This window comes from Pseudomonas sp. (assembly GCF_030696055.1).
In the GTDB taxonomy this organism is placed as follows: domain Bacteria; phylum Pseudomonadota; class Gammaproteobacteria; order Pseudomonadales; family Pseudomonadaceae; genus Aquipseudomonas.
On the sequence record NZ_JAUYNP010000130.1, the window covers coordinates 1 to 17,420 of the forward strand.

The 17,420-nt window shown below is 66.1% G+C and carries 15 protein-coding genes; 10 read left to right on the top strand and 5 right to left on the bottom strand.

Features of this window, described 5'->3' with window-relative positions; translation table 11 throughout:
• The 4 genes from Q8Q83_RS07665 to Q8Q83_RS07680 all read right to left on the bottom strand — a co-directional run.
• On the bottom strand, nt 1-898 hold an 898-nt coding region (locus tag Q8Q83_RS07665; RefSeq protein WP_305622563.1), incomplete at its 3' end, for an FAD-binding oxidoreductase.
• Nucleotides 899-931: 33 nt separating this feature from the next.
• Entirely contained in the window at nt 932-1,765 is an 834-nt protein-coding gene (locus Q8Q83_RS07670; RefSeq protein WP_305622564.1) for a nuclear transport factor 2 family protein, read from the bottom strand.
• Nucleotides 1,766-1,838: 73 nt separating this feature from the next.
• Entirely contained in the window at nt 1,839-3,161 is a 1,323-nt protein-coding gene (locus tag Q8Q83_RS07675; RefSeq protein WP_305622566.1) for a DUF3422 family protein, read from the bottom strand.
• 91 nt (nt 3,162-3,252) lie between these two features.
• Entirely contained in the window at nt 3,253-3,648 is a 396-nt protein-coding gene (locus Q8Q83_RS07680) for a YkgJ family cysteine cluster protein (RefSeq protein ID WP_305622568.1), read from the bottom strand.
• Between the two features lie 410 nt (nt 3,649-4,058).
• On the opposite strand from Q8Q83_RS07680, the gene Q8Q83_RS07685 reads away from it, so the two are divergent.
• From Q8Q83_RS07685 to Q8Q83_RS07710, 6 genes are all read left to right on the top strand, one after another.
• Entirely contained in the window at nt 4,059-7,703 is a 3,645-nt protein-coding gene (locus Q8Q83_RS07685; RefSeq protein WP_305622570.1) for a DUF2339 domain-containing protein, read from the top strand.
• A gap of 2 nt (nt 7,704-7,705) precedes the next feature.
• A complete protein-coding gene (locus Q8Q83_RS07690) occupies nt 7,706-9,070 on the top strand; it encodes a DUF3999 domain-containing protein (RefSeq protein ID WP_305622619.1) in 1,365 nt (454 codons plus the stop codon).
• A 404-nt stretch (nt 9,071-9,474) separates the two neighbouring features.
• The gene (locus Q8Q83_RS07695) at nt 9,475-11,124 is read left to right on the top strand and encodes a histidine kinase N-terminal 7TM domain-containing protein (protein WP_305622571.1); all 1,650 of its coding nucleotides are present in this window, start codon (nt 9,475-9,477) and stop codon (nt 11,122-11,124) included.
• Between the two features lie 330 nt (nt 11,125-11,454).
• Entirely contained in the window at nt 11,455-12,462 is a 1,008-nt protein-coding gene (locus Q8Q83_RS07700) for a class 1 fructose-bisphosphatase (RefSeq protein ID WP_305622573.1), read from the top strand.
• 3 nt (nt 12,463-12,465) lie between these two features.
• Nucleotides 12,466-13,068 carry a DUF924 family protein gene (locus Q8Q83_RS07705; RefSeq protein WP_305622574.1) on the top strand — a complete coding sequence of 201 codons (603 nt, stop codon included), beginning with the start codon at nt 12,466-12,468 and terminating at the stop codon, nt 13,066-13,068.
• 68 nt (nt 13,069-13,136) lie between these two features.
• Nucleotides 13,137-13,391, top strand: coding sequence for a hypothetical protein (locus tag Q8Q83_RS07710; protein ID WP_305622576.1), 255 nt, complete (start codon nt 13,137-13,139; stop codon nt 13,389-13,391).
• A gap of 3 nt (nt 13,392-13,394) precedes the next feature.
• Here the strand turns inward: Q8Q83_RS07710 and Q8Q83_RS07715 are convergent, their stop codons facing one another.
• Nucleotides 13,395-13,841 (bottom strand): DUF2141 domain-containing protein, encoded by a 447-nt coding sequence (locus tag Q8Q83_RS07715; RefSeq protein ID WP_305622577.1) that lies wholly within the window; start codon nt 13,839-13,841, stop codon nt 13,395-13,397.
• Nucleotides 13,842-13,872: 31 nt separating this feature from the next.
• On the opposite strand from Q8Q83_RS07715, the gene Q8Q83_RS07720 reads away from it, so the two are divergent.
• The 4 genes from Q8Q83_RS07720 to Q8Q83_RS07735 are packed head-to-tail and all read left to right on the top strand — an operon-like array spanning nt 13,873 to nt 17,384.
• Nucleotides 13,873-14,790: a dialkylrecorsinol condensing enzyme gene (locus Q8Q83_RS07720; RefSeq protein ID WP_305622579.1), complete on the top strand. Its 918-nt coding sequence runs from the start codon at nt 13,873-13,875 to the stop codon at nt 14,788-14,790.
• Nucleotides 14,791-14,809: 19 nt separating this feature from the next.
• Nucleotides 14,810-15,976: a beta-ketoacyl-ACP synthase III gene (locus Q8Q83_RS07725; RefSeq protein ID WP_305622580.1), complete on the top strand. Its 1,167-nt coding sequence runs from the start codon at nt 14,810-14,812 to the stop codon at nt 15,974-15,976.
• On the top strand, nt 15,973-16,380 hold the full coding sequence (locus tag Q8Q83_RS07730) for a hypothetical protein (RefSeq protein ID WP_305622582.1): 408 nt from the start codon (nt 15,973-15,975) through the stop codon (nt 16,378-16,380). The genes Q8Q83_RS07725 and Q8Q83_RS07730 overlap by 4 nt, the downstream gene beginning before the upstream one ends.
• On the top strand, nt 16,377-17,384 hold the full coding sequence (locus tag Q8Q83_RS07735) for a BtrH N-terminal domain-containing protein (RefSeq protein WP_305622584.1): 1,008 nt from the start codon (nt 16,377-16,379) through the stop codon (nt 17,382-17,384). Before Q8Q83_RS07730 ends, Q8Q83_RS07735 begins: the two co-directional genes overlap by 4 nt.
• The last annotated feature ends 36 nt before the right edge of the window (nt 17,385-17,420 follow it).

Consider the following 17,420-nt stretch of genomic DNA (forward strand, 5'->3'; position numbering starts at 1 on the left):
CCAGGCGGTCGTCGGCGCTGCGCTGGCCGTAGGTGACCTGGCGGCTGTTCTCGCTAAAGGCCTGGCCGCGTTCCAGGCCGATGTCGGCCCAGACCTCAGGGGGCAGCGGCTCGGTGGCCACCAGCAGGCTCTGCACCGACAACTGGTGGCGGCCCAGGGGCGGCAGGCTGGCGGCGTAGCCTTCCACTGCGGGCACTATCCAGTCGGCGCGCACGCTGGCCTGGGCGGTGCGCAGCAGGCTGGGGCGCCAATCGATCACCGGGCTCCGTTCATACAACTCGACGCCCATGGCCGCCACGCAGCGCGCCAGGCCGCGCACCAGTTTGGCCGGCTGGATGGTGGCGCAGTGCGGGCTGTGGATGGCGCCATAGGCATTGGCCAGCTGGAGTTGCTTGCCCAGATCGAAGGGGGTTAGCCAGCGGTAATCCTGTTCATCCAGACCTTGGGCGCGCAGGGCGGCCAGGTGCTCGCGCAGGCTGCTCAGTTGCTCGGGGTAGCGCGCCGCGCAATAGAGCACGCCGGCCTTGCGGTAATCGCAGGCGATGCCTTCCGCCGCGAGCACCCGCGCCACTTCATCGGGAATGCCATGCAGCAGCCGATAGGCGGCGTGGCGCTGCTCACTGGGCAGGCCGGCGAGCAGGCGGTCTTCGCCGAGCAGGTTGCCCATCAGCCAGCCGCCGTTGCGCCCGGAGGCGCCGAAGCCGGCGGTCTCGGCTTCGAGTATGGCGATGCGCAGCTGCGGCGCCTGGCGTTTCAGGTAGTAGGCCGTCCACAGGCCGGTATAGCCGGCGCCGATAATCGCCACATCGACCTGCAGGTCATGCTCCAGGCTGGGGCGGGGCGAGAGGGGCTCGTCCAGCTGGTCCATCCACAGGCTGATAGTGCGCCAGGGGGTCATTGTGCTGCTCCGGCAGGCTGTTGTGGGCGCAGACTAGTCGGTGCCGCTGGGCTTGTCTTGCGTGCGGGCGCGCAAGGAACGTTGCTTGAGGTAGGCCTTGGGCGACTGGCCGGTGTGCCGGCGAAAGCAGTTGTAGAAGGCCGAGAGCGAATTGAAGCCGGCGGCGAAGGCCAGTTCGTCGATGCGCTGCAGGTCGCTGCTGGGCTCCAGTTCGGCGAGCAGATGCTGCAGGCGCTGCTGGTTGATATAGCGGTAGAAGCTCTGCCCGAGCACCTGGTTGAGCAGGTGGGAGATCTGGTTGCGGCTATAGCCCGTGGCGGCGGCCACCTGTTGCAGATTGAGCTGCGGGTCGAGGTAGGGCCTGGCGCGCCGTACGTATTGCTCCAGGTCCTGCGCCAGCAGGCCGAGCTGGCGCGCCGACAAGCCCAGGCGGCTGCTCGGCGGCCGCGCCCGGCCATCCGGCTTGTCCGTCTGGGGTTCGCGCACCAGGGTGGCGTATTCGTTGACGCGCCAGATCAGGTCGTCGCGCACCGTGATGGCTTCGCCGGTGCGGAACGACACCAGGCCGGCGCTGCCGTGCAGGCAGAAGCGGTACTGGATAAAGGCGCTGTGGCCGTCGACGCGAATCCGGTCGCTGTGCTCCAGGGCTTCATCGGCCTGGCGCGGCAGGTTGGCGCGCACATAGTCGCGCAGCTCGGCCTGGCCCATGCAGCGCTGCTGGTAGAAGTCGTGGTACTGGATATCCGGGTGATACAGCGCCAGCACCGCGTCCAGGTCGCGGGCCTTCCAGCTCAGGTGGTAGCGCAGCACGGTGGCGCGGGTGCGTGCGCTCTGCGCGGCATCATCGGGGAAGGCGTCGGCCTGCATAAGCGTCTCGCTCGGGCGTGAAGGCGTCGAGAGTGCCCGATGCCGCGAGCCGGCTCAATGCCTGCGCCAGCGCTTAGTCGTGCTCACCGGGCAGATGCAGGCTGCGCTTGAGCCGGCGCATGCCCAGCCAGACCGCCGTCACGCACAGCGGCACGGCGATGCCGGTGGCCAGGGCGCTGCTGTCGATCAGCCCGAGGGCCTTGGCCGATTCCGCCAGGTATTTGCTCAGGCCCACCAGGTAATAGCTGATGGCCGCCACCGACAGGCCTTCCACCGTCTGTTGCAGGCGCAGCTGGATATGGCTGCGCTTGTTCATGGCCTGCATCAGCTGTTGGTTCTGGGTTTCGATGGTCAGGTCGATACGGGTGCGCAGCAGTTCGCTGGCGCGGTCGATGCGTCGCGCCAGGTCGCCCAGGCCCTGTTCGGCCGCCTCGCTGGTGCGCCAGGCGGGGGTCAGGCGGCGCTTGAGGAATTCGCTGAAGGTCTGCAGGCCGGGACATTCCTGCTCGCGCAGTTCGGCCAGGCGGTTGATGATCAGCTCGTGGTAGGCGCGGCTGGCGGAGAAGCGGAAGTTGTGCGCGGCGATCAGCTGTTCGACCCGTGCCGCCAGGCTGCCGAGTTCGCCAAGCAGGCGGCGCTCGTCGCCCAGGTCGCGGATCTGGTTGATCTGCAGGATGGCGGCGGCCAGCTGCTGCTCCATGCTCTTGATCTGCGGGGCTATGGCCTTGGCCTGCGGCAGCGCCAGCAACAGCATCATGCGGTAGGTTTCCATCTCCAGCAGGGTGCGCACCAGGCGCCCGCTCTGGCAGGGATTGAGGCCGCGGTTGTGGATCAGCAGGCGGCCGCTGCCATCGCTGTGGATGCGGTAGGCGCTCCACAGGCGCGCCTGGCCATCGCCGACCAGGGAGCTGATCAGGCGCTGGCCCTCGAAATGCCGGCGCATCTCATCCGGGCTCGGCTCGCTGGCGGGGGCGGCGATGATTTCCAGGTGGTTGCTGCTGATCAGGCGGCCCGGCAGTTGTTGCAGCCAGTGTTCCGGCAGCAAGGCCAGGGCATCCTGGCTAAAGGGCTGGCCCTGCACCTGCTTGCTCACCAGGGTGTAGGTGGAGAACTCGGTGTGGCGCTCCCAGCGCAGCTCGAAGCCGCCGAAGTCCTGGTAATAGCAGGAGGAGTGCGCCGAGGGCGGCAGCACCGCATGGCGTTCGCACAGGCGCAGCAGGTGCTGGTATTCGGCGTCGGCCTGTTGCGCGTCGGGCAGCAGCACCAGTTGCGCCAGGCGCGTCGGGGTCGGCAGCACCGGGAAGGGGCGGGTGTGCAGCTCGTTGAACAGCGCTTCGCGCTCCGGGTGGAAGCGCAGATCGTGCTGGCTGGTGACGTGCGGGGTGAGCGAATTCATGCGCGGCTATCGCTGGTAGTTGGCCTATCAGGCCAGTCTAGCGGCAGTCCAGCGGCGCCGGGATGTGTCGCATTGCCGCGACTCGGCTGTTTTAGGCTTTCGGCTTGTAGGCGCAATAACCCGGCCGCGGGCCGATCTTCGGGTGATTGCGGCAGGTTTCCGGGCGCTTGTCGTAGATGGTGCACAGGCGGGTCTTGCGATCCAGGTACAGGCAGTCGTTATTGCTCATGCGGGTCAGGGTGAAGATCCCCGACTTCTGGTTGAAACGCTCGACTATGCCGTCCTTCTGCAAGCGCTTGGCGATATTCTTCGGCGGCTCGCCGCGCTCGAATTCATCCACCACGCCGATGCGGATCAGGTCGTTGATGCGCACTTCCACCGGCAGGGTGCAGCAGCTGGACATGCAGCTGTGGCACATATCGGCGGTGTATTTGGCCCAGGTGTCCAGGCGGTCGAGTTCGGCGGCGGCAATCAGGTTGTTTTTCATCGGAGCGGACATGCATCGAGTGTGCGGCGGGCGATGATAGCGGCCCTGGGCCATTTGTGAATGACTATCTGCCGGCTGGTCATGTTTTTGCGCGAAGCGGCCGGGAAAATCTTTATGTGTCTGTGATAGGTCCGGCATTCGTCTCTCTGGGTATGCAGCAGACGTGCTCCTATACTGCTGCCCATTCAATCCCTGCAGCTGAGAACCTGTTTACGATCTGCTGCGCGTCGGCCATCCGGCGTTAAAAACAGCCTCGGAATGCTCATTTACAACTCGTAAACTGCGCTTCCTCGGCGTTTTGACCAGCCGGAGGCTGTTACTACGTAGCGCCTTGTCTGGCTCTAGCTCGCGAGATCGTAAACAGGTTCTGACAACAGGGCATTTGGATCTATCTGGGAGGGACGCGCGGCATGCAATGGATTTTTATGCTGGTCGGGTTGGTGCTGGGCGCCTTGGCCGATGAGTCGCTGACCGGCGCCATCCTCGGCGCACTGGTCGGCCTGGGCCTTGGTCAGGCGCTTAAGCTGCAAGGGCTGGAGCGCGAGAATGCGCTGCTGCAGGGCCAGATAAAGGCCTTTGCCCTGCGCTTCGAGCAGGGCACCGCGGCACTCTATGAGCGCCTGCGCAAGCTGGAGCAGGGCGGCGCGGCCGGCACTGCAGAGCAGCAGCCGACTGCCAGCGCGGTCGAGCAGGCGGCCGCGCCGACCCCGCCCGTAGCCGAGCCGCCGCTGCCTGCGCCGGCCATGGCCTCAATGCCTGGATCTGGGCCCGAGCCCGAACCCGAACCCGAGCTGGATTGGACCCTGGATTTCCAGTTGCCCGAGGCGGCCGAAAGCGCCGAGCCGGTTGCCGCCCGCCCGGCCTATCAGGCGCCCGAACCGACAATCACCGCCAAGCCCGCCACGCCCTGGAAACCCGCGGCGCCGCGCGAGCCGTCGTTGCTCGAGCGAGCCTTTAGCGCGGCGAAGAACTGGCTGTTCGGCGGCAATACGGTGCTGCGCGTCGGCGTGCTGCTGCTGTTTCTCGGCCTGGCCTTCCTGCTGCGCTACGCCACCGAAGGCATGGTCGTGCCGGTGCAATTGCGTTACGCCGGGGTCGCCGCCAGCGCGGTGGCCTTGCTCGGCCTGGGCTGGTGGCTGCGCCTGCGCAACCCGGCCTATGCCCTGATGCTGCAAGGCGCCGGCATCGCCGTGCTGTACCTGACGGTGTTCGCCGCCATGCGCCTGCACCCGCTGCTCGACCCGGGCATAGCCCTGGGCCTGCTGGTATTGGTCACGCTGTTTTCCGCGATCCTGGCGGTCAAGCAGGATGCCCTGGGTCTGGCGGCCGCGGCGGCGCTGGGCGGTTTTGCCGCGCCGATTCTGACGTCCACCGGCAGCGGCAACCATGTGGCGCTGTTCAGCTACTTCGCCCTGCTGAATGCCGGGATCTTCGCCATCGCCTGGTTCAAGGCCTGGCGCCCGCTCAACCTGATCGGCTTCCTCGGCACCTTCGGCATCGGCTTCGCCTGGGGCATCCGCTCCTACAAGCCCGAGCTGCTGTGGAGCACCGAGCCCTTCCTGATCCTGTTCTTCCTGATGTACGTGGCCATCGGCCTGCTGTTCGCCCGGCGCAAGCTGCGCGAGGCCCAGGACGCCCCCGCGGAGCGCAGCGAGCTGCTGCAGTGGGCGGCGCGGCAAGGCGACTATATCGACGCCACCGTGCTGTTCGGCCCGCCGCTGGTGGGCTTCGGCCTGCAGTTCGCACTGATCCGGCATATCGAGTTTGCCGCGGCCTTTAGCGCCCTGGCCCTGGGCCTGTTCTACCTGCTGTTGGCGCGGCTGCTGGCCGGGCGCACCGCGGATCGCGCCCTGCTGCTGGTGGAAACCTGCCTGGCCCTAGGCGTGGTGTTCGGCAGCCTGGCGATTCCCCTGGGCCTGGATGCGCGCTGGACCTCGGCGGCCTGGGCGGTGGAGGGGGCGGGCATCTACTGGCTGGGCTTGCGCCAGCAGCGCGGGCTGGCGCGGGCCTTCGCCCTGCTGTTGCAGTTCGGCGCGGCGCTGGCCTTCCTTATGGAGCTGGAGGGCGGTTATCTGACCCTGCTGGAAGGTGCGCCGCTGGGCGCCCTGATGCTCGGCGCGGCTTTGCTGTTCAGCTACTGGCAATTGCGCCGGAGCCCGCCCGAGGCCAGCAGCAGCTGGGAGCGGCGCGGTTTGCCGGTGCTGGCCTGCGCCGGCCTGGCCTTCGTCTATCTATTGGCGCCGCTGTGCTTCGATGCCCAGGGCACGGCCATCAGCTGGGCCGTGGCCGGTCTGCTGACCCTGTTGGTGGGCCTGCGCTTGCAGGCGCGCAGCTTCCTATTCAGCGCCTTCGCCGTGCAGCTGCTCGGCGGCCTGGTATTTATGCTGCAGATGGCCGGCGATGCGCTGACCGGCAGCGGCGGTTTTGCCGCCGGCTGGCAGGGCCTGCTGACCTCCTCGCTGATCGGCCTGGGCTTGATCGCCGGCATGCTGCTGGCGGCGCGCGATCCCCAGGTGAGCGCCGATCGCCGGCTGCTGCGCGGCCTGTCGCTGGTGCTGTTGATCGGCCTGGTGTTCCTCAATCTGGCGGTGCTGTTCGTCCTGCCCTGGGCCACGGCCAGCGCGGTGTGGGGCGGCAGCGGCCTGCTGATTATCTGGCTCAGCCTGCACCTGCAGCAGCGCGCCAGCTTTGTCTTCGGCCTGCTCCTGCAAGCATTGGCAGGGCTGGTGTTTCTTAGCGTCAGCCCGCTGCTGTACGGCCAGCTCAGCAGCGAAGGCTTGCGTCCGTTGGCTCATGTGGATTTCTGGACGCCGCTGGTGCTGGGCCTCGCCGCCCTGGTCGGCGCCTGGCGCCTGCAGCAGCTGGCGCGCCGCGAAGCGCCCAGTGCCCTGGGCAATTTCAGCCTGCTCGGCCTGGCCCAGCTGCTGCTGGTATGGGGCGCGGCCTGGTGGGCCCTGGCCCTGAGCGGCGAAGTGCTGCGCTTTGTCGGGGCCGAATGGCAGACGGCCGTGTTGCTGGGCTTGGCCGCACTGAGCGTGGCGGCGGCCAGTTGGCTGGCGCCGCGCACCCGTTGGCCGGAGTTGGCGCTGCTGTGTTGCCTGCTGATCCCGCTGGCCGGCGTGGTGCTGCTGCATGCCTGGCACCTGCAGTATCACCCGGCGGCGTACTTTGGCTGGCTGGCCTGGGCGCTGCTGTTCGCCGTGCATTTCTGGTCGCTGCGCCGGCTGGCCGCGCAGCTGCCGGCCGGCGCACTGAGCGCGGCCCATGTGCTGGGTTGCTGGTTGCTGCTGGGGGTGCTGGCGCTGGAGTTGCGCTATCTGTTCTTCGCCTTGTCCGAGCATTACAACGCCTGGCGCTGGCTGGGCTGGGCGCTGCTGCCCAGCGGTTATTTATGGTTGATGTCCTTGCCGCGGCAGTGGCCTTGGCCGCTGGCGGCCTATCCACGGGAATACCGCGTGCTGGCGGCGGCGCCCCTGGCGCTGCTGATGCTCGGCTGGTTCTGGCTGGCCAACGCGGCGAGCGCCGGGGATGCCGAGCCGCTGGCCTATCTGCCATTGCTCAATCCGCTGGAACTGGGGCTGCTGTTCGCCCTGGGCGCCGTCTTCGCCTGGTCGAGTACGGGGCTGCCCGAGCTGGGCCTGGATCAGCAGCGCAGCCAGTGGCTGGCCCAGTTGCTGGCCGGGGCCTCGCTGTTCGCCCTGCTCACCGCCATGGTGATGCGCACGGCCCATCATTGGGGCGGCGTGCCCTATCAGTTGGATGCGCTGCTGGACTCGATGCTGGTGCAGGCCGGCTTGTCCATTGTCTGGACCCTGATCGCCCTGCCGCTGATGGTGCTCGGCCACCGCCGTGGCCAGCGCGAGCTATGGCTGATAGGCGCGGCCTTGATCGCCGTGGTGGTGGCCAAGTTGTTCTTCGTCGAGCTGGGCAACCGCGGTGGCCTGGAGCGCATAGTGTCCTTTATCGGGGTCGGCGTGCTGCTGCTGGTGGTCGGCTATTTCGCCCCGCTGCCGCCACGCAAGCCCGAAGCAGAGCAGGTCCAGGAGCAGTTATGAGGATGGTCAAGTTGCGTTATGTCGGTTGGGGTTTGCTCGCCGGTCTGTTGTTCAGTTCCCTTAGCCAGGCCCAGGAGCAGCTGGAGGATTACGCCGTGCAGTTGCCGCTGAGCCTCTCTGGCGAAGGCCCCTGGTATCGCCTGGAGGTGCCCATGGCCCTGCATTTCGCCGCGCGTTTCGGCGACCTGCGCGACCTGCGCGTGTTCAACGCCGAAGGTCAGGCGCTGGCCTATGCCCTGGAACCCGGGCAGAGCGAGGCGCGCGACAGCCAGCGAGAGCAGGCGGTGAAGTGGTTTCCGCTGTATGCCGAGCAGGGCGACGCCAGCGGCGTGCCCAACCTGCGGGTGCAGCGCAGCACCACGGGCACCCTGATCGAACTGCGCGACGAGCAGGGCGCTGCGGCTAAGCCGGCGCTGCTGCGCGGCTGGCTGCTGGACGCCAGTGGCATAGACGCCGCGTTGGTGCGTTTGCAACTGGACTGGGAAGGTGGCCAGGAAGGGTTTCAGCGCTTCAGCATCGAGGCCAGCGATGACCTGCAGGATTGGCAACCCTGGGGCACTGGGCAGCTGGCGCGGCTGTCGTTCGGCGGCGAGCGCATCGACCAGCAACAGGTCGAGCTGCCGGGGCGTCAGGCGCGCTACTTGCGTTTGCTCTGGCAAAGCCCGCAGCAGGCGCCGCAACTGAGCGCGGCCAGCCTGCGCAGCCGGCGCAGCGATAGCACGCCGGCGCCGCTGGTGTGGTCGCAGCCGCTGGCCGCGACGCGTAGCCCGGATGGTCACCCTCAGTGGCAGCTGCCCCTGGCCTTGCCGCTGGAACGGATCAAGGTCGAACTCAACCAGGCCAACAGCCTGGCGCCGATCCGCGTCAATGGCCGCCGCGAGGCCAAGGGGCCCTGGCAATCCCTGGCCTATGGCCTGCTGTATCGCCTGCCGGAAAATGGCGTGGAAATCCGTCAGGATGAGTTGCAGCTGCCGGGTTGGCCGGTGCAGCAGCTGCGCCTGCAGGTGGATGAGCGCGGTGGCGGTCTGGGCGAGCAGCCGCCGGCGGTGCGGGTGGCGGTGCGCGCCAGTCAGCTGGTGTTCCTGCAGCGCGGCAGCCCGCCTTATCGCCTGGCCGTGGGACGGGCGGGGGCGCAGTCGGCGGCGCTGCCGCTGACCACCCTGATTCCCGGTTATCAGCCGCAGCGCCTGCAGCAGTTGGGGCGCGCCGAGCTGTCGCCGGAGTCCGCCGCGGCGGCGTTGCCGGCCGCGGTCGCGGCCGCCGACTCGGGCTGGAAACGTTGGGGGCTGTGGGCGGTACTGCTGCTGGGGGTCGGCTTGCTGGGATTGATGGCCATCAGCCTGCTGCGCCGGCCCGCTGCCGATTGAGCCGGGCTGCTGGCCTGGCGGTATAAACAAAGCCATGGGCGAGCCGCGTAGGTTGGGTTGAGGAGCGCAGCGACGAAGCCCAACGCGATGGTTCGGGCGCATTCCTTGCCGCCCATTTGTACCTTGTTGGTCTTGTTGGGCTTCGCGCAGCTCAGCCCAACCTACGATTCGGGCCAGGGTTTGCGTGCAATCTGTAACGGCTGCATAGCCATAAATAACCCATGTTGGGTGATGACTTTTACAGTATCGTTGGCCGCTTGAATCGATCGGCGTTTGAGGTCAGGAAGGCCTTTGCGTATTTCTATCTCGACCATGGTGCGGGCACTGTCCGCCAGCGTTTCTGGGGGCCTGGCAGGTATTCTCTGCCGGCGTATTCAGCTCTCGTTTATTGCAGCGCACAGCCGATGAATGCCTGCGCTGATTCCGCCTGGGCGCTGAGTGGCCCGGTCCTGCTGACCGCCAGCGTGTGCATCGGCGTGCTGCTGCTGGCGCGCTGGGTCAAGCAGCAGCGTTACTTCCCCGGACGGGAAAGTTTTATCGTGCTGCACCTGGCCAGCCTCTGGTGGATGTTTGCCGCCAGCCTGGAAATGGCCGCGCAAGGCGCCGAGTGCAAGGTGTTCTGGGCCAGCATGGCCTGGCCGGGGATTCTCGCGGTGCCGACCTTCTGGGCGATCTTCCTCTGGCAATACGTCAACAGCGTGCGCGAGCCCTTGCCCGTGCGCAGCTCCCTGGGGCTGGTCGTGGTGCCCTTACTGATCTGGCTGATGGCCCTGAGCAACCCCTGGCATGGCCTGTTCTACGGGGCCGGCACCGCGCCGCTGACGGATGCGCCGGGCGCGCCTATCCGCTATCAGCACGGGCCGCTGTTCTACGCGGCGGCGGTCTACGTGTATTTGTTTATGGCCTTCTGCATGGGCGTGGTGCTGCGTGCGGCGCTGGTCAGCTATGGCGTGCATCGGCGCCATTACCTGGCGTTCGTGTTCGTCACGGCGGTGCCCTGGGCCGCCAATATCAGCTATGTGGTGTTCGACTGGATGCTGTTTGGCTTCGACCCGACGCCCTTCAGTTTCGCCTTCACCCTGCTGGCTTTCGCCTGGCTGATAGTCGGCGTGCGCCTGTTTGATCTGCTGCCGATCGCCCGCCACCTGTTGCTGGATGCGCTGCTCGACCCGGTGCTGGTGGTCGATGCGCGGCTGCGGGTGATCGAGGCCAACCCGGCGGCCTTGAAACTCGCCGGCCTGCCCAATGAATGGCAGGGTCGGACGCTGGCGGATTGGCCGATCCTGGGCGCGGATCTGCAGGCGTTGTTGACCCGCCAGAGCAAGGACGAACTGGAGCAGGAGCAGTTGCTGACCCTGGCCAATTCGGCGCGCTACTTCGAAGTGCGTGTCCGCGCCATCGAGCGCATTACCCACCGCGGCACCCTGGTGCTCGGGCGGATGCTCTATCTGCGCGATGTCACCCAGCGTTATCTCAGTGAGCTGAAACTGGCCGAGGCCCTGGCCATCAGCGAAGAGCGCCTGCGCACCATTTCCAACCTGCATGAGCAGCTGCAGGAACAGGCGCTGTGCGATCCCTTGACCGGTCTGTACAACCGCCGCTACCTGGATGAGTTCTTTGCCCGCGAACTGGCCCTGGCCCAGCGCGAGCACACGCCGATTGCCCTGGCGCTGATCGATCTGGATCACTTCAAGCGGCTCAACGATGAGCATGGTCACCTCGAGGGCGACGACGTGCTCAAGGGCGTGGCCGAGCATCTGCGGGACAGCCTGCGCAGCTCGGATGCGGTGTTTCGCATTGGCGGCGAAGAGTTTCTGCTGATTCTGCCGCGCGCCGATGCCCAGGAGGCGCGTCAGCGCCTGGACTGCATCTGCTGCAGCCTGGCCGCCCATCCGCTGCCCACCCGTGGCGGCGCCCGCTACGTCACCCTCTCGGCTGGGCTGGCGCTGTGGCCCGAGCAGGGCCTGGTGCTGGATGAACTGCTGCAGGTGGCCGACGCCGCGCTGTACCAGGCCAAAGACGAAGGGCGTAATAGGGTCTGCAGCCTGGCCTAAGAACCTGCCACAAGTCTGCTGCGCGTCGGCCATCCGGCGTTAAAAACAGCCTCGGAAAGCCGCTTGCGGCTAACGCGCTTTAGCGCGACCCGAAGGGCGAGTGAAACGAGTCATGCTCATTTACAACTCGTAAACTGCGCTTCCTCGGCGCTTTGACCAGCCTTCGGCTGTTACTACGTAGCGCCTTGCATGACTCTAGCTCGCGAGACTTTGAATAGGTTCTGAGCGGCTGGGCATTACTCTTTGCAGTTCCTTCTATCCAGTGCTAAGGCGCGCGGGCCGCTAAAGGGTTAAACTGCGCGCGATTTTTCTTCCTTCCCGGAGCCTTCCATGTCCCGCGTTACCCTGAGTCGCTATTTGATCGAGCAGACCCGCAGTCACAACACCCCGGCCGATCTGCGTTTCCTTATCGAAGTGGTAGCGCGCGCCTGCAAGGCGATCAGCCATCAGGTCTCCAAGGGTGCCTTGGGCGGCGTGCTGGGCAGCATGGAAACCGAGAACGTGCAGGGCGAAGTGCAGAAGAAGCTCGACGTGATCTCCAACGAAATCCTGCTCGAGGCCAACGAGTGGGGCGGCCACCTGGCCGGCATGGCGTCGGAAGAAATGGACAACGCCTACCAGATTCCCGGTCGCTACCCGAAAGGCGCCTACCTGCTGGTATTCGACCCGCTGGACGGCTCCAGCAATATCGACGTCAACGTCTCGGTCGGCACCATCTTCTCGGTGCTGCGCTGCCCGGATCGCAACGGCGAAGAGGGTGACCTGGGCGAAGAAGCCTTCCTCCAGCCGGGCACCCAGCAGGTGGCCGCCGGTTATGCCATCTACGGCCCGCAGACCATGCTGCTGCTGACCCTCGGTAATGGCGTCAAGGGCTTCACCCTGGACCGCGAGCTGGGCAGTTTCGTGATGACCCACGACAGCATCAAGGTGCCGGAATCCACCCAGGAATTCGCCATCAACATGTCCAACCAGCGTCACTGGGAAGCGCCGGTGCAGCGTTACGTCAGCGAGCTGCTGGCCGGCGAAGCCGGGCCGCTGGAAAAGAACTACAACATGCGTTGGATCGCCTCCATGGTGGCCGACGTGCACCGCATCCTCACCCGCGGCGGCGTGTTTATGTACCCGCGCGACAGCCGCGAGCCGGAGAAACCGGGCAAGTTGCGCCTGATGTACGAAGCCAATCCGATGTCGATGATCATCGAGCAGGCCGGCGGCGCGGCCACCAACGGCACCCAGCGCATTCTCGATATCCAGCCGACTTCGTTGCACCAGCGCGTGGCGGTGTTCTTGGGTTCCAAGGACGAAGTCGAGCGCGTCACCGGCTACCACCAGGCCTGAGCCATGCAGCAGCCCTGGCAGCCATTGCTCGACTGGTGGTTCGGTTCCGCCGCGACGGCTGCCGAGGTGGCGGCCGCGCGCAGTGGGCTGTGGTTCGGCAAGCGGGACAGCCAGGATAACGAGGCGCGCGAGCGCTTCGCCGCACGGGTCGAGCAGGCCCTGGCGGGCGAGCTGCAGGCTTGGCAGGTCGATGCGCAGGCCTGGCTGGCCACTATCCTGCTGCTCGACCAGCTGCCACGCATGCTCTTTCGCGACAGCCCGCGGGCCTTTGCCGGCGATCCCTTGGCCCAGCAACTGGTGCAAGCCGGTGTGGCGCGTGGCTGGGATCGGCAGCTGAGGCCGATTCAGCGGGTATTCGTCTACCTGGTGTTCGAACATGCCGAAGACCTGGCGCTGCAGGACCAGGCGCTGCGCCATTTCAGCGAGTTGTGCGCGAACGCCACGGCTAGCGAGCAGGCCCTGTTCGCCGGCTACCTCGACTATGCCGAGCGCCATCAACGGGTGATCGCCCGCTTTGGCCGCTTCCCCCATCGCAATTCGGTGCTCGGCCGCGCATCCAGCGCGGAAGAACTGCAGTTCCTGCAGGAGCCTGGCTCGCGTTTCTGAACTCCAAGCGGGCACGCCAGGCGGCGCTGTGCCAAGCTTGGCGTTCTCTTCTCTGTGGAGTCTGTGCCATGTCGTTGCGTGCTTTCGCTTTGCTGGGCTGCTGTGTATTGCTGGCCGCCTGCAGCAAGGTCAACCAGGACAATTACTCGAAACTCAAACCCGGCATGGGCAAGGCCGAAGTGGAAAGCCTGCTCGGCGGCCCCAACGAATGCGCCGGGGCCCTGGGCATGTCCAGCTGCACCTGGGGTGATGAGCAGCGTTTTATCAGCGTGCAATACGCCGGCGACAAGGTGCTGATGTTCTCCGGCAAAGGGCTGCAGTAGCCTTTAGCGTTTGGCCTTGGGGCTATGCAGGCGGATGCTCAGCCGGGTGTCTGCCGCGCCATGCTCGAACAGGCAGTCATTGGGCGCCGGCTTGCCGTTGAGCAGGGGCGGGTTGGTGGAAAAGCCCACGGGCTCCAGGGGTATACCGCGTCGCCCCTGGTCGAGGCGGCCGTTGCCATTGCTGTCCTGGAACAGCTGGATGGCGTAACGCCCAGGCGGCAGATCAGTTAAACGCAGCACACTGTCTTCGCTACTCAGCTGGCGCAGCGCCTGCGCCGGCCATGGGCCTTTCTCGGCAGGCACCAGCGCCAGGTGAATGGCGCCCTTGGCCTGTATCCCTTCGACATTGACCAGAATGTCGCCAGCCTGCGCCAGCGGGCAGCCCAATAGCAGCAATAGGCCAGCCTGATAGCCGACCTTCTTTACGGTTCGAAGAATTCTCTGTGGCATAATTCGGCCATTTGCAGGGAATAAGCAGGCAATGCGTCAGGTATTGATCGTCCATTTTTCGCAAACCGGCCAGCTAGACAGGCTGGCGCAGTCGGTGTGCGCGCCGTTGCAGCAGCACGGCGAGATCCAGCTGGACGTTCTGCCCTTGCAACCGGCGCAACCTTACCCCTTTCCCTGGCCCTTTCTCGACTTCTTTCGCATCTTCCCGGAAACCGTGCTGATGCGCCCGCAGCCCTTGCTGCCGTTGGCGGTGGATGCGCACAAGCGCTATGACCTGGTGATCCTGGCCTATCAGGTGTGGTTCCTCTCGCCCTCGCAGCCGATGACCGCCTTTCTCGCCTCACCGGAGGCGGCGCTGCTGCTCAAGGACACCCCGGTGGTGACGCTGATCGGCTGTCGCAATATGTGGCTGATGGCTCAGGAGAAACTCAAGCGGCGCCTGAGCGAGCTGGGTGCTCGGCTGGTGGACAATATCGCCCTGACCGATGCCTGTGGCACAGCGGCGAGCTTTCTGGCCACGCCGTTGTGGCTGTTTACCGGCCGGCAGAAGCCGTATAGCTGGGTGCCGCGGGCCGGTATAGACCCGGCCGAGATAGCCGCCGCCAGCCGTTTCGGCGAGGCCATGGCGCAGCGCCTGACCGCCGATGACCTGCCGATCGAGCAGCCCATGCTCAAAGGCCTGGGCGCGGTGCGTATCGACGAGAAACTGATCGCCAGCGAGAAGGTCGGCAACCGCAGCTTTCAGCTGTGGAGCCGCCTGCTCGCCGCCCTCGGCCCGCAGCAGAGCCGCCGTCGCGCCGTCGGGCTGGTGCTGTATATCCTGTTTTTGTTGTGCCTGATTGTCACGGTCGTGCCGCTCAGTGCCTTGCTGAAGAAAGTGCTGGCACCTCTGTTCAAGGAGCGAACGCAGCGTGAGAAGGCCTACTTTGCCGGCCCGTCCGGCGAGTGACGTGACCCTAGGAGTGCCCGTGGTACAACCCGTATTTATCAACCGCATCAGCGCCTTTCTGCCCCATGACCCGGTCGGCAACGAGCAGATGGAAGCGCGCCTGGGCCTGGTCGGCGGCAAGCCGTCGCGGGCGCGCAAGCTGATCCTGCGCAGCAATGGCATCCAGCAGCGCCACTATGCGATAGACCCGCACAGCGGCCAGCCGAGCATGAGCAATGCCCAGGTCAGCGCCGCGGCGATTCGCGGCCTGGTTGGCGGCGACTTCCAATTGAGCGATCTCGACTGCCTGGTGGCCGGCAGCGCCTCGCCGGACCAGGTGATGCCGGGCCATGCGGTGATGGTGCAGGGCGAGCTGGGCAATCCGCCCTGCGAAGTGGTGTCCACCGCCGGCATCTGCCTGTGCGGCATGACCGCGCTGAAATATGCCTGGATGAGCGTGGCCAGCGGCGAGAGCCGCAATGCCGTGGCCTGCGGCTCGGAGGTGGCCTCCACCCTGATGTTGGCGCGCAACTTCACCGGCGAATACGAAAGCCGCGTGGAACAGCTGGAAAACCAGCCGGAGATCGCCTTCGAGAAGGACTTCTTGCGCTGGATGCTCTCCGACGGCGCCGGCGCGGTGCTGCTGCAAGGCCAGCCGAATACCGTCGGCCTGAGCCTGCGCGTCGACTGGATCGACATCTTCTCCTTCGCCGACCAGATGCCGCCCTGCATGTACGCCGGCGCCGAGATGCAGGACGGCCAGCTGCAGGGCTGGAGCCGTTTCGACGGCGCCGAACGCAACCGCCGTTCGCTGATGGCGATCAAGCAAAACGTCAAACTGCTCAACGACAATATCGTCAAATACACGGTGGAAGAGACGCTCAAGCGCATCATGGCGCGCCGCGAGCTGAGTGCTGCGGCGATCGATTACTTCCTGCCGCATTACAGCTCGGAATTCTTCCGCGAGCGCCTGGCCGTGGGCCTGGCCAATGCCGGCCTGCCGATCCCGCAGGAGCGCTGGTTCAGCAACCTGACCCGCAAGGGCAACACCGGCGCGGCCTCGATCTTTATCATGCTCGACGAGTTGTTCCGCTCAGGCCAGCTGCGCAGCGGTCAGCGGTTGCTCTGCTATGTGCCGGAAAGCGGGCGTTTCTCCAGTGCCTTTATGCAGCTGACTGTGGTTGGCCAGGACGGTGATAAGCCATGAAACTTGACGAAGTTCCCCAGGACCAGAGTTCCACCTACGGCGGCCACAGCAAGCTGGTCTACGCGGTGGATGCCAGCGGCCAGTACCAGCGCGCGCAGAGCGATGGCTGGGAGCCGGAGGCCTTCGCCACCCAGCTGGCCGTAGCCGCCCTGCAGGAACAGGAAGCCGAGGCCCTGGCGGCCTGGCAGGCGGGCCAGCAGTCGCCGCTGAAGTGCCTGATGTACCGCTACCGCCTGGATGAGCCGGCGCTTGCGCAGATCACCGGGCTGTGGCAATGGCGGATTCGCCGGCATTTTCGCCCGAGCATTTATCGCCGCTTGTCGGCCGCCATTCTGGCGCGTTACGCCGAGGCCTTCGGCCTGCCCGCCGCACAATTGATCGCTTACCAGAAGGACCCGGTATGAGCAGCTTCGAGCAGCCTTTCCAGCACCGCCAGAGCGCCCACTGCGAGAGCGGGGTGATGGCCAGCCTGCTGACCCACGCCGGCCTGCCGATGAGCGAGCCCATGGCCTTCGGTTTGGCCTCGGGCCTGGCCTTCGCCTACCTGCCGATCGTCAAGCTCAGCGGTATGCCCTTGATCGCCTATCGCATGCCGCCCAAGCACCTGATCAAGACCCTGAGCAAGCGCCTCGGCGCGCGCCTGCACAGCCGCACCTTCGGCAACCCTGAGCAGGGCCGCCGCGAGCTGGATGCGGCGCTGGACTCCGGCCGCCTGGCCGGCCTGCAGAGCTCGGTGTTCTGGCTGCCGTACTTTCCGCCGGAGATGCGTTTTCACTTCAACGCGCACAACCTGCTGGCCTACGGCCGCGAGGGCAACGACTACCTGATCAGCGACCCGGTGTTCGAGCAACCGGTGCGCTGCGCCGCCGAGGACCTGCAGAAGGCCCGCTTCGCCAAGGGCGCGCTGGCCGCCAAGGGCCTGATGTACTGGCTCGACGAGGTGCCGCTGGAGCAGGACTGGAACAAGCTGATCCGCCAGAGCCTGCTGTCGACCACGCGCATTCTCGATGGCATGCCGCTGCCCTGGATCGGCATTCGCGGCATCCAGCATCTAGCAAAACAGATCGACAAGCTCGACCCGGCGCAGAGCAAATACAACCGCCTGTACCTGACCCATATAGTGCGCATGCAGGAAGAGATAGGCACAGGCGGCGCCGGTTTCCGCTTTATGTACGCGAGCTTTCTGCAGGAGGCCGGGGAGAAGCTTGGCGATGCCAGCTTGCAGGAGGCCTCGGTGCAATTGACGGCGATTGGCGATAACTGGCGCCAGTTCGCCTCGGCCTGCGTGCGCGCCAGCCGCAACAAGGGCGAGGCGCCGAACTTCGCCCCCATTGCGGAAAGCCTGCGCGGTATCGCCCTACAGGAACGCGGCCTGATGCAGGAGCTGGCAGCCTGGAGCAAGCGGTAGGGTGGATCGCGCTTTATCGATCCACCGATCAACGCC

Coding starts and splice junctions, on each gene's coding strand:
- Q8Q83_RS07670 (WP_305622564.1), bottom strand. CDS start 1,765: ATGCAGGCCGACGCCTTCCCCGATGATGCCGCGCAGAGCGCACGCACC.
- Q8Q83_RS07675 (WP_305622566.1), bottom strand. CDS start 3,161: ATGAATTCGCTCACCCCGCACGTCACCAGCCAGCACGATCTGCGCTTC.
- Q8Q83_RS07680 (WP_305622568.1), bottom strand. CDS start 3,648: ATGAAAAACAACCTGATTGCCGCCGCCGAACTCGACCGCCTGGACACC.
- Q8Q83_RS07685 (WP_305622570.1), top strand. CDS start 4,059: ATGCAATGGATTTTTATGCTGGTCGGGTTGGTGCTGGGCGCCTTGGCC.
- Q8Q83_RS07690 (WP_305622619.1), top strand. CDS start 7,706: ATGGTCAAGTTGCGTTATGTCGGTTGGGGTTTGCTCGCCGGTCTGTTG.
- Q8Q83_RS07695 (WP_305622571.1), top strand. CDS start 9,475: ATGAATGCCTGCGCTGATTCCGCCTGGGCGCTGAGTGGCCCGGTCCTG.
- Q8Q83_RS07700 (WP_305622573.1), top strand. CDS start 11,455: ATGTCCCGCGTTACCCTGAGTCGCTATTTGATCGAGCAGACCCGCAGT.
- Q8Q83_RS07705 (WP_305622574.1), top strand. CDS start 12,466: ATGCAGCAGCCCTGGCAGCCATTGCTCGACTGGTGGTTCGGTTCCGCC.
- Q8Q83_RS07710 (WP_305622576.1), top strand. CDS start 13,137: ATGTCGTTGCGTGCTTTCGCTTTGCTGGGCTGCTGTGTATTGCTGGCC.
- Q8Q83_RS07715 (WP_305622577.1), bottom strand. CDS start 13,841: ATGCCACAGAGAATTCTTCGAACCGTAAAGAAGGTCGGCTATCAGGCT.
- Q8Q83_RS07720 (WP_305622579.1), top strand. CDS start 13,873: ATGCGTCAGGTATTGATCGTCCATTTTTCGCAAACCGGCCAGCTAGAC.
- Q8Q83_RS07730 (WP_305622582.1), top strand. CDS start 15,973: ATGAAACTTGACGAAGTTCCCCAGGACCAGAGTTCCACCTACGGCGGC.
- Q8Q83_RS07735 (WP_305622584.1), top strand. CDS start 16,377: ATGAGCAGCTTCGAGCAGCCTTTCCAGCACCGCCAGAGCGCCCACTGC.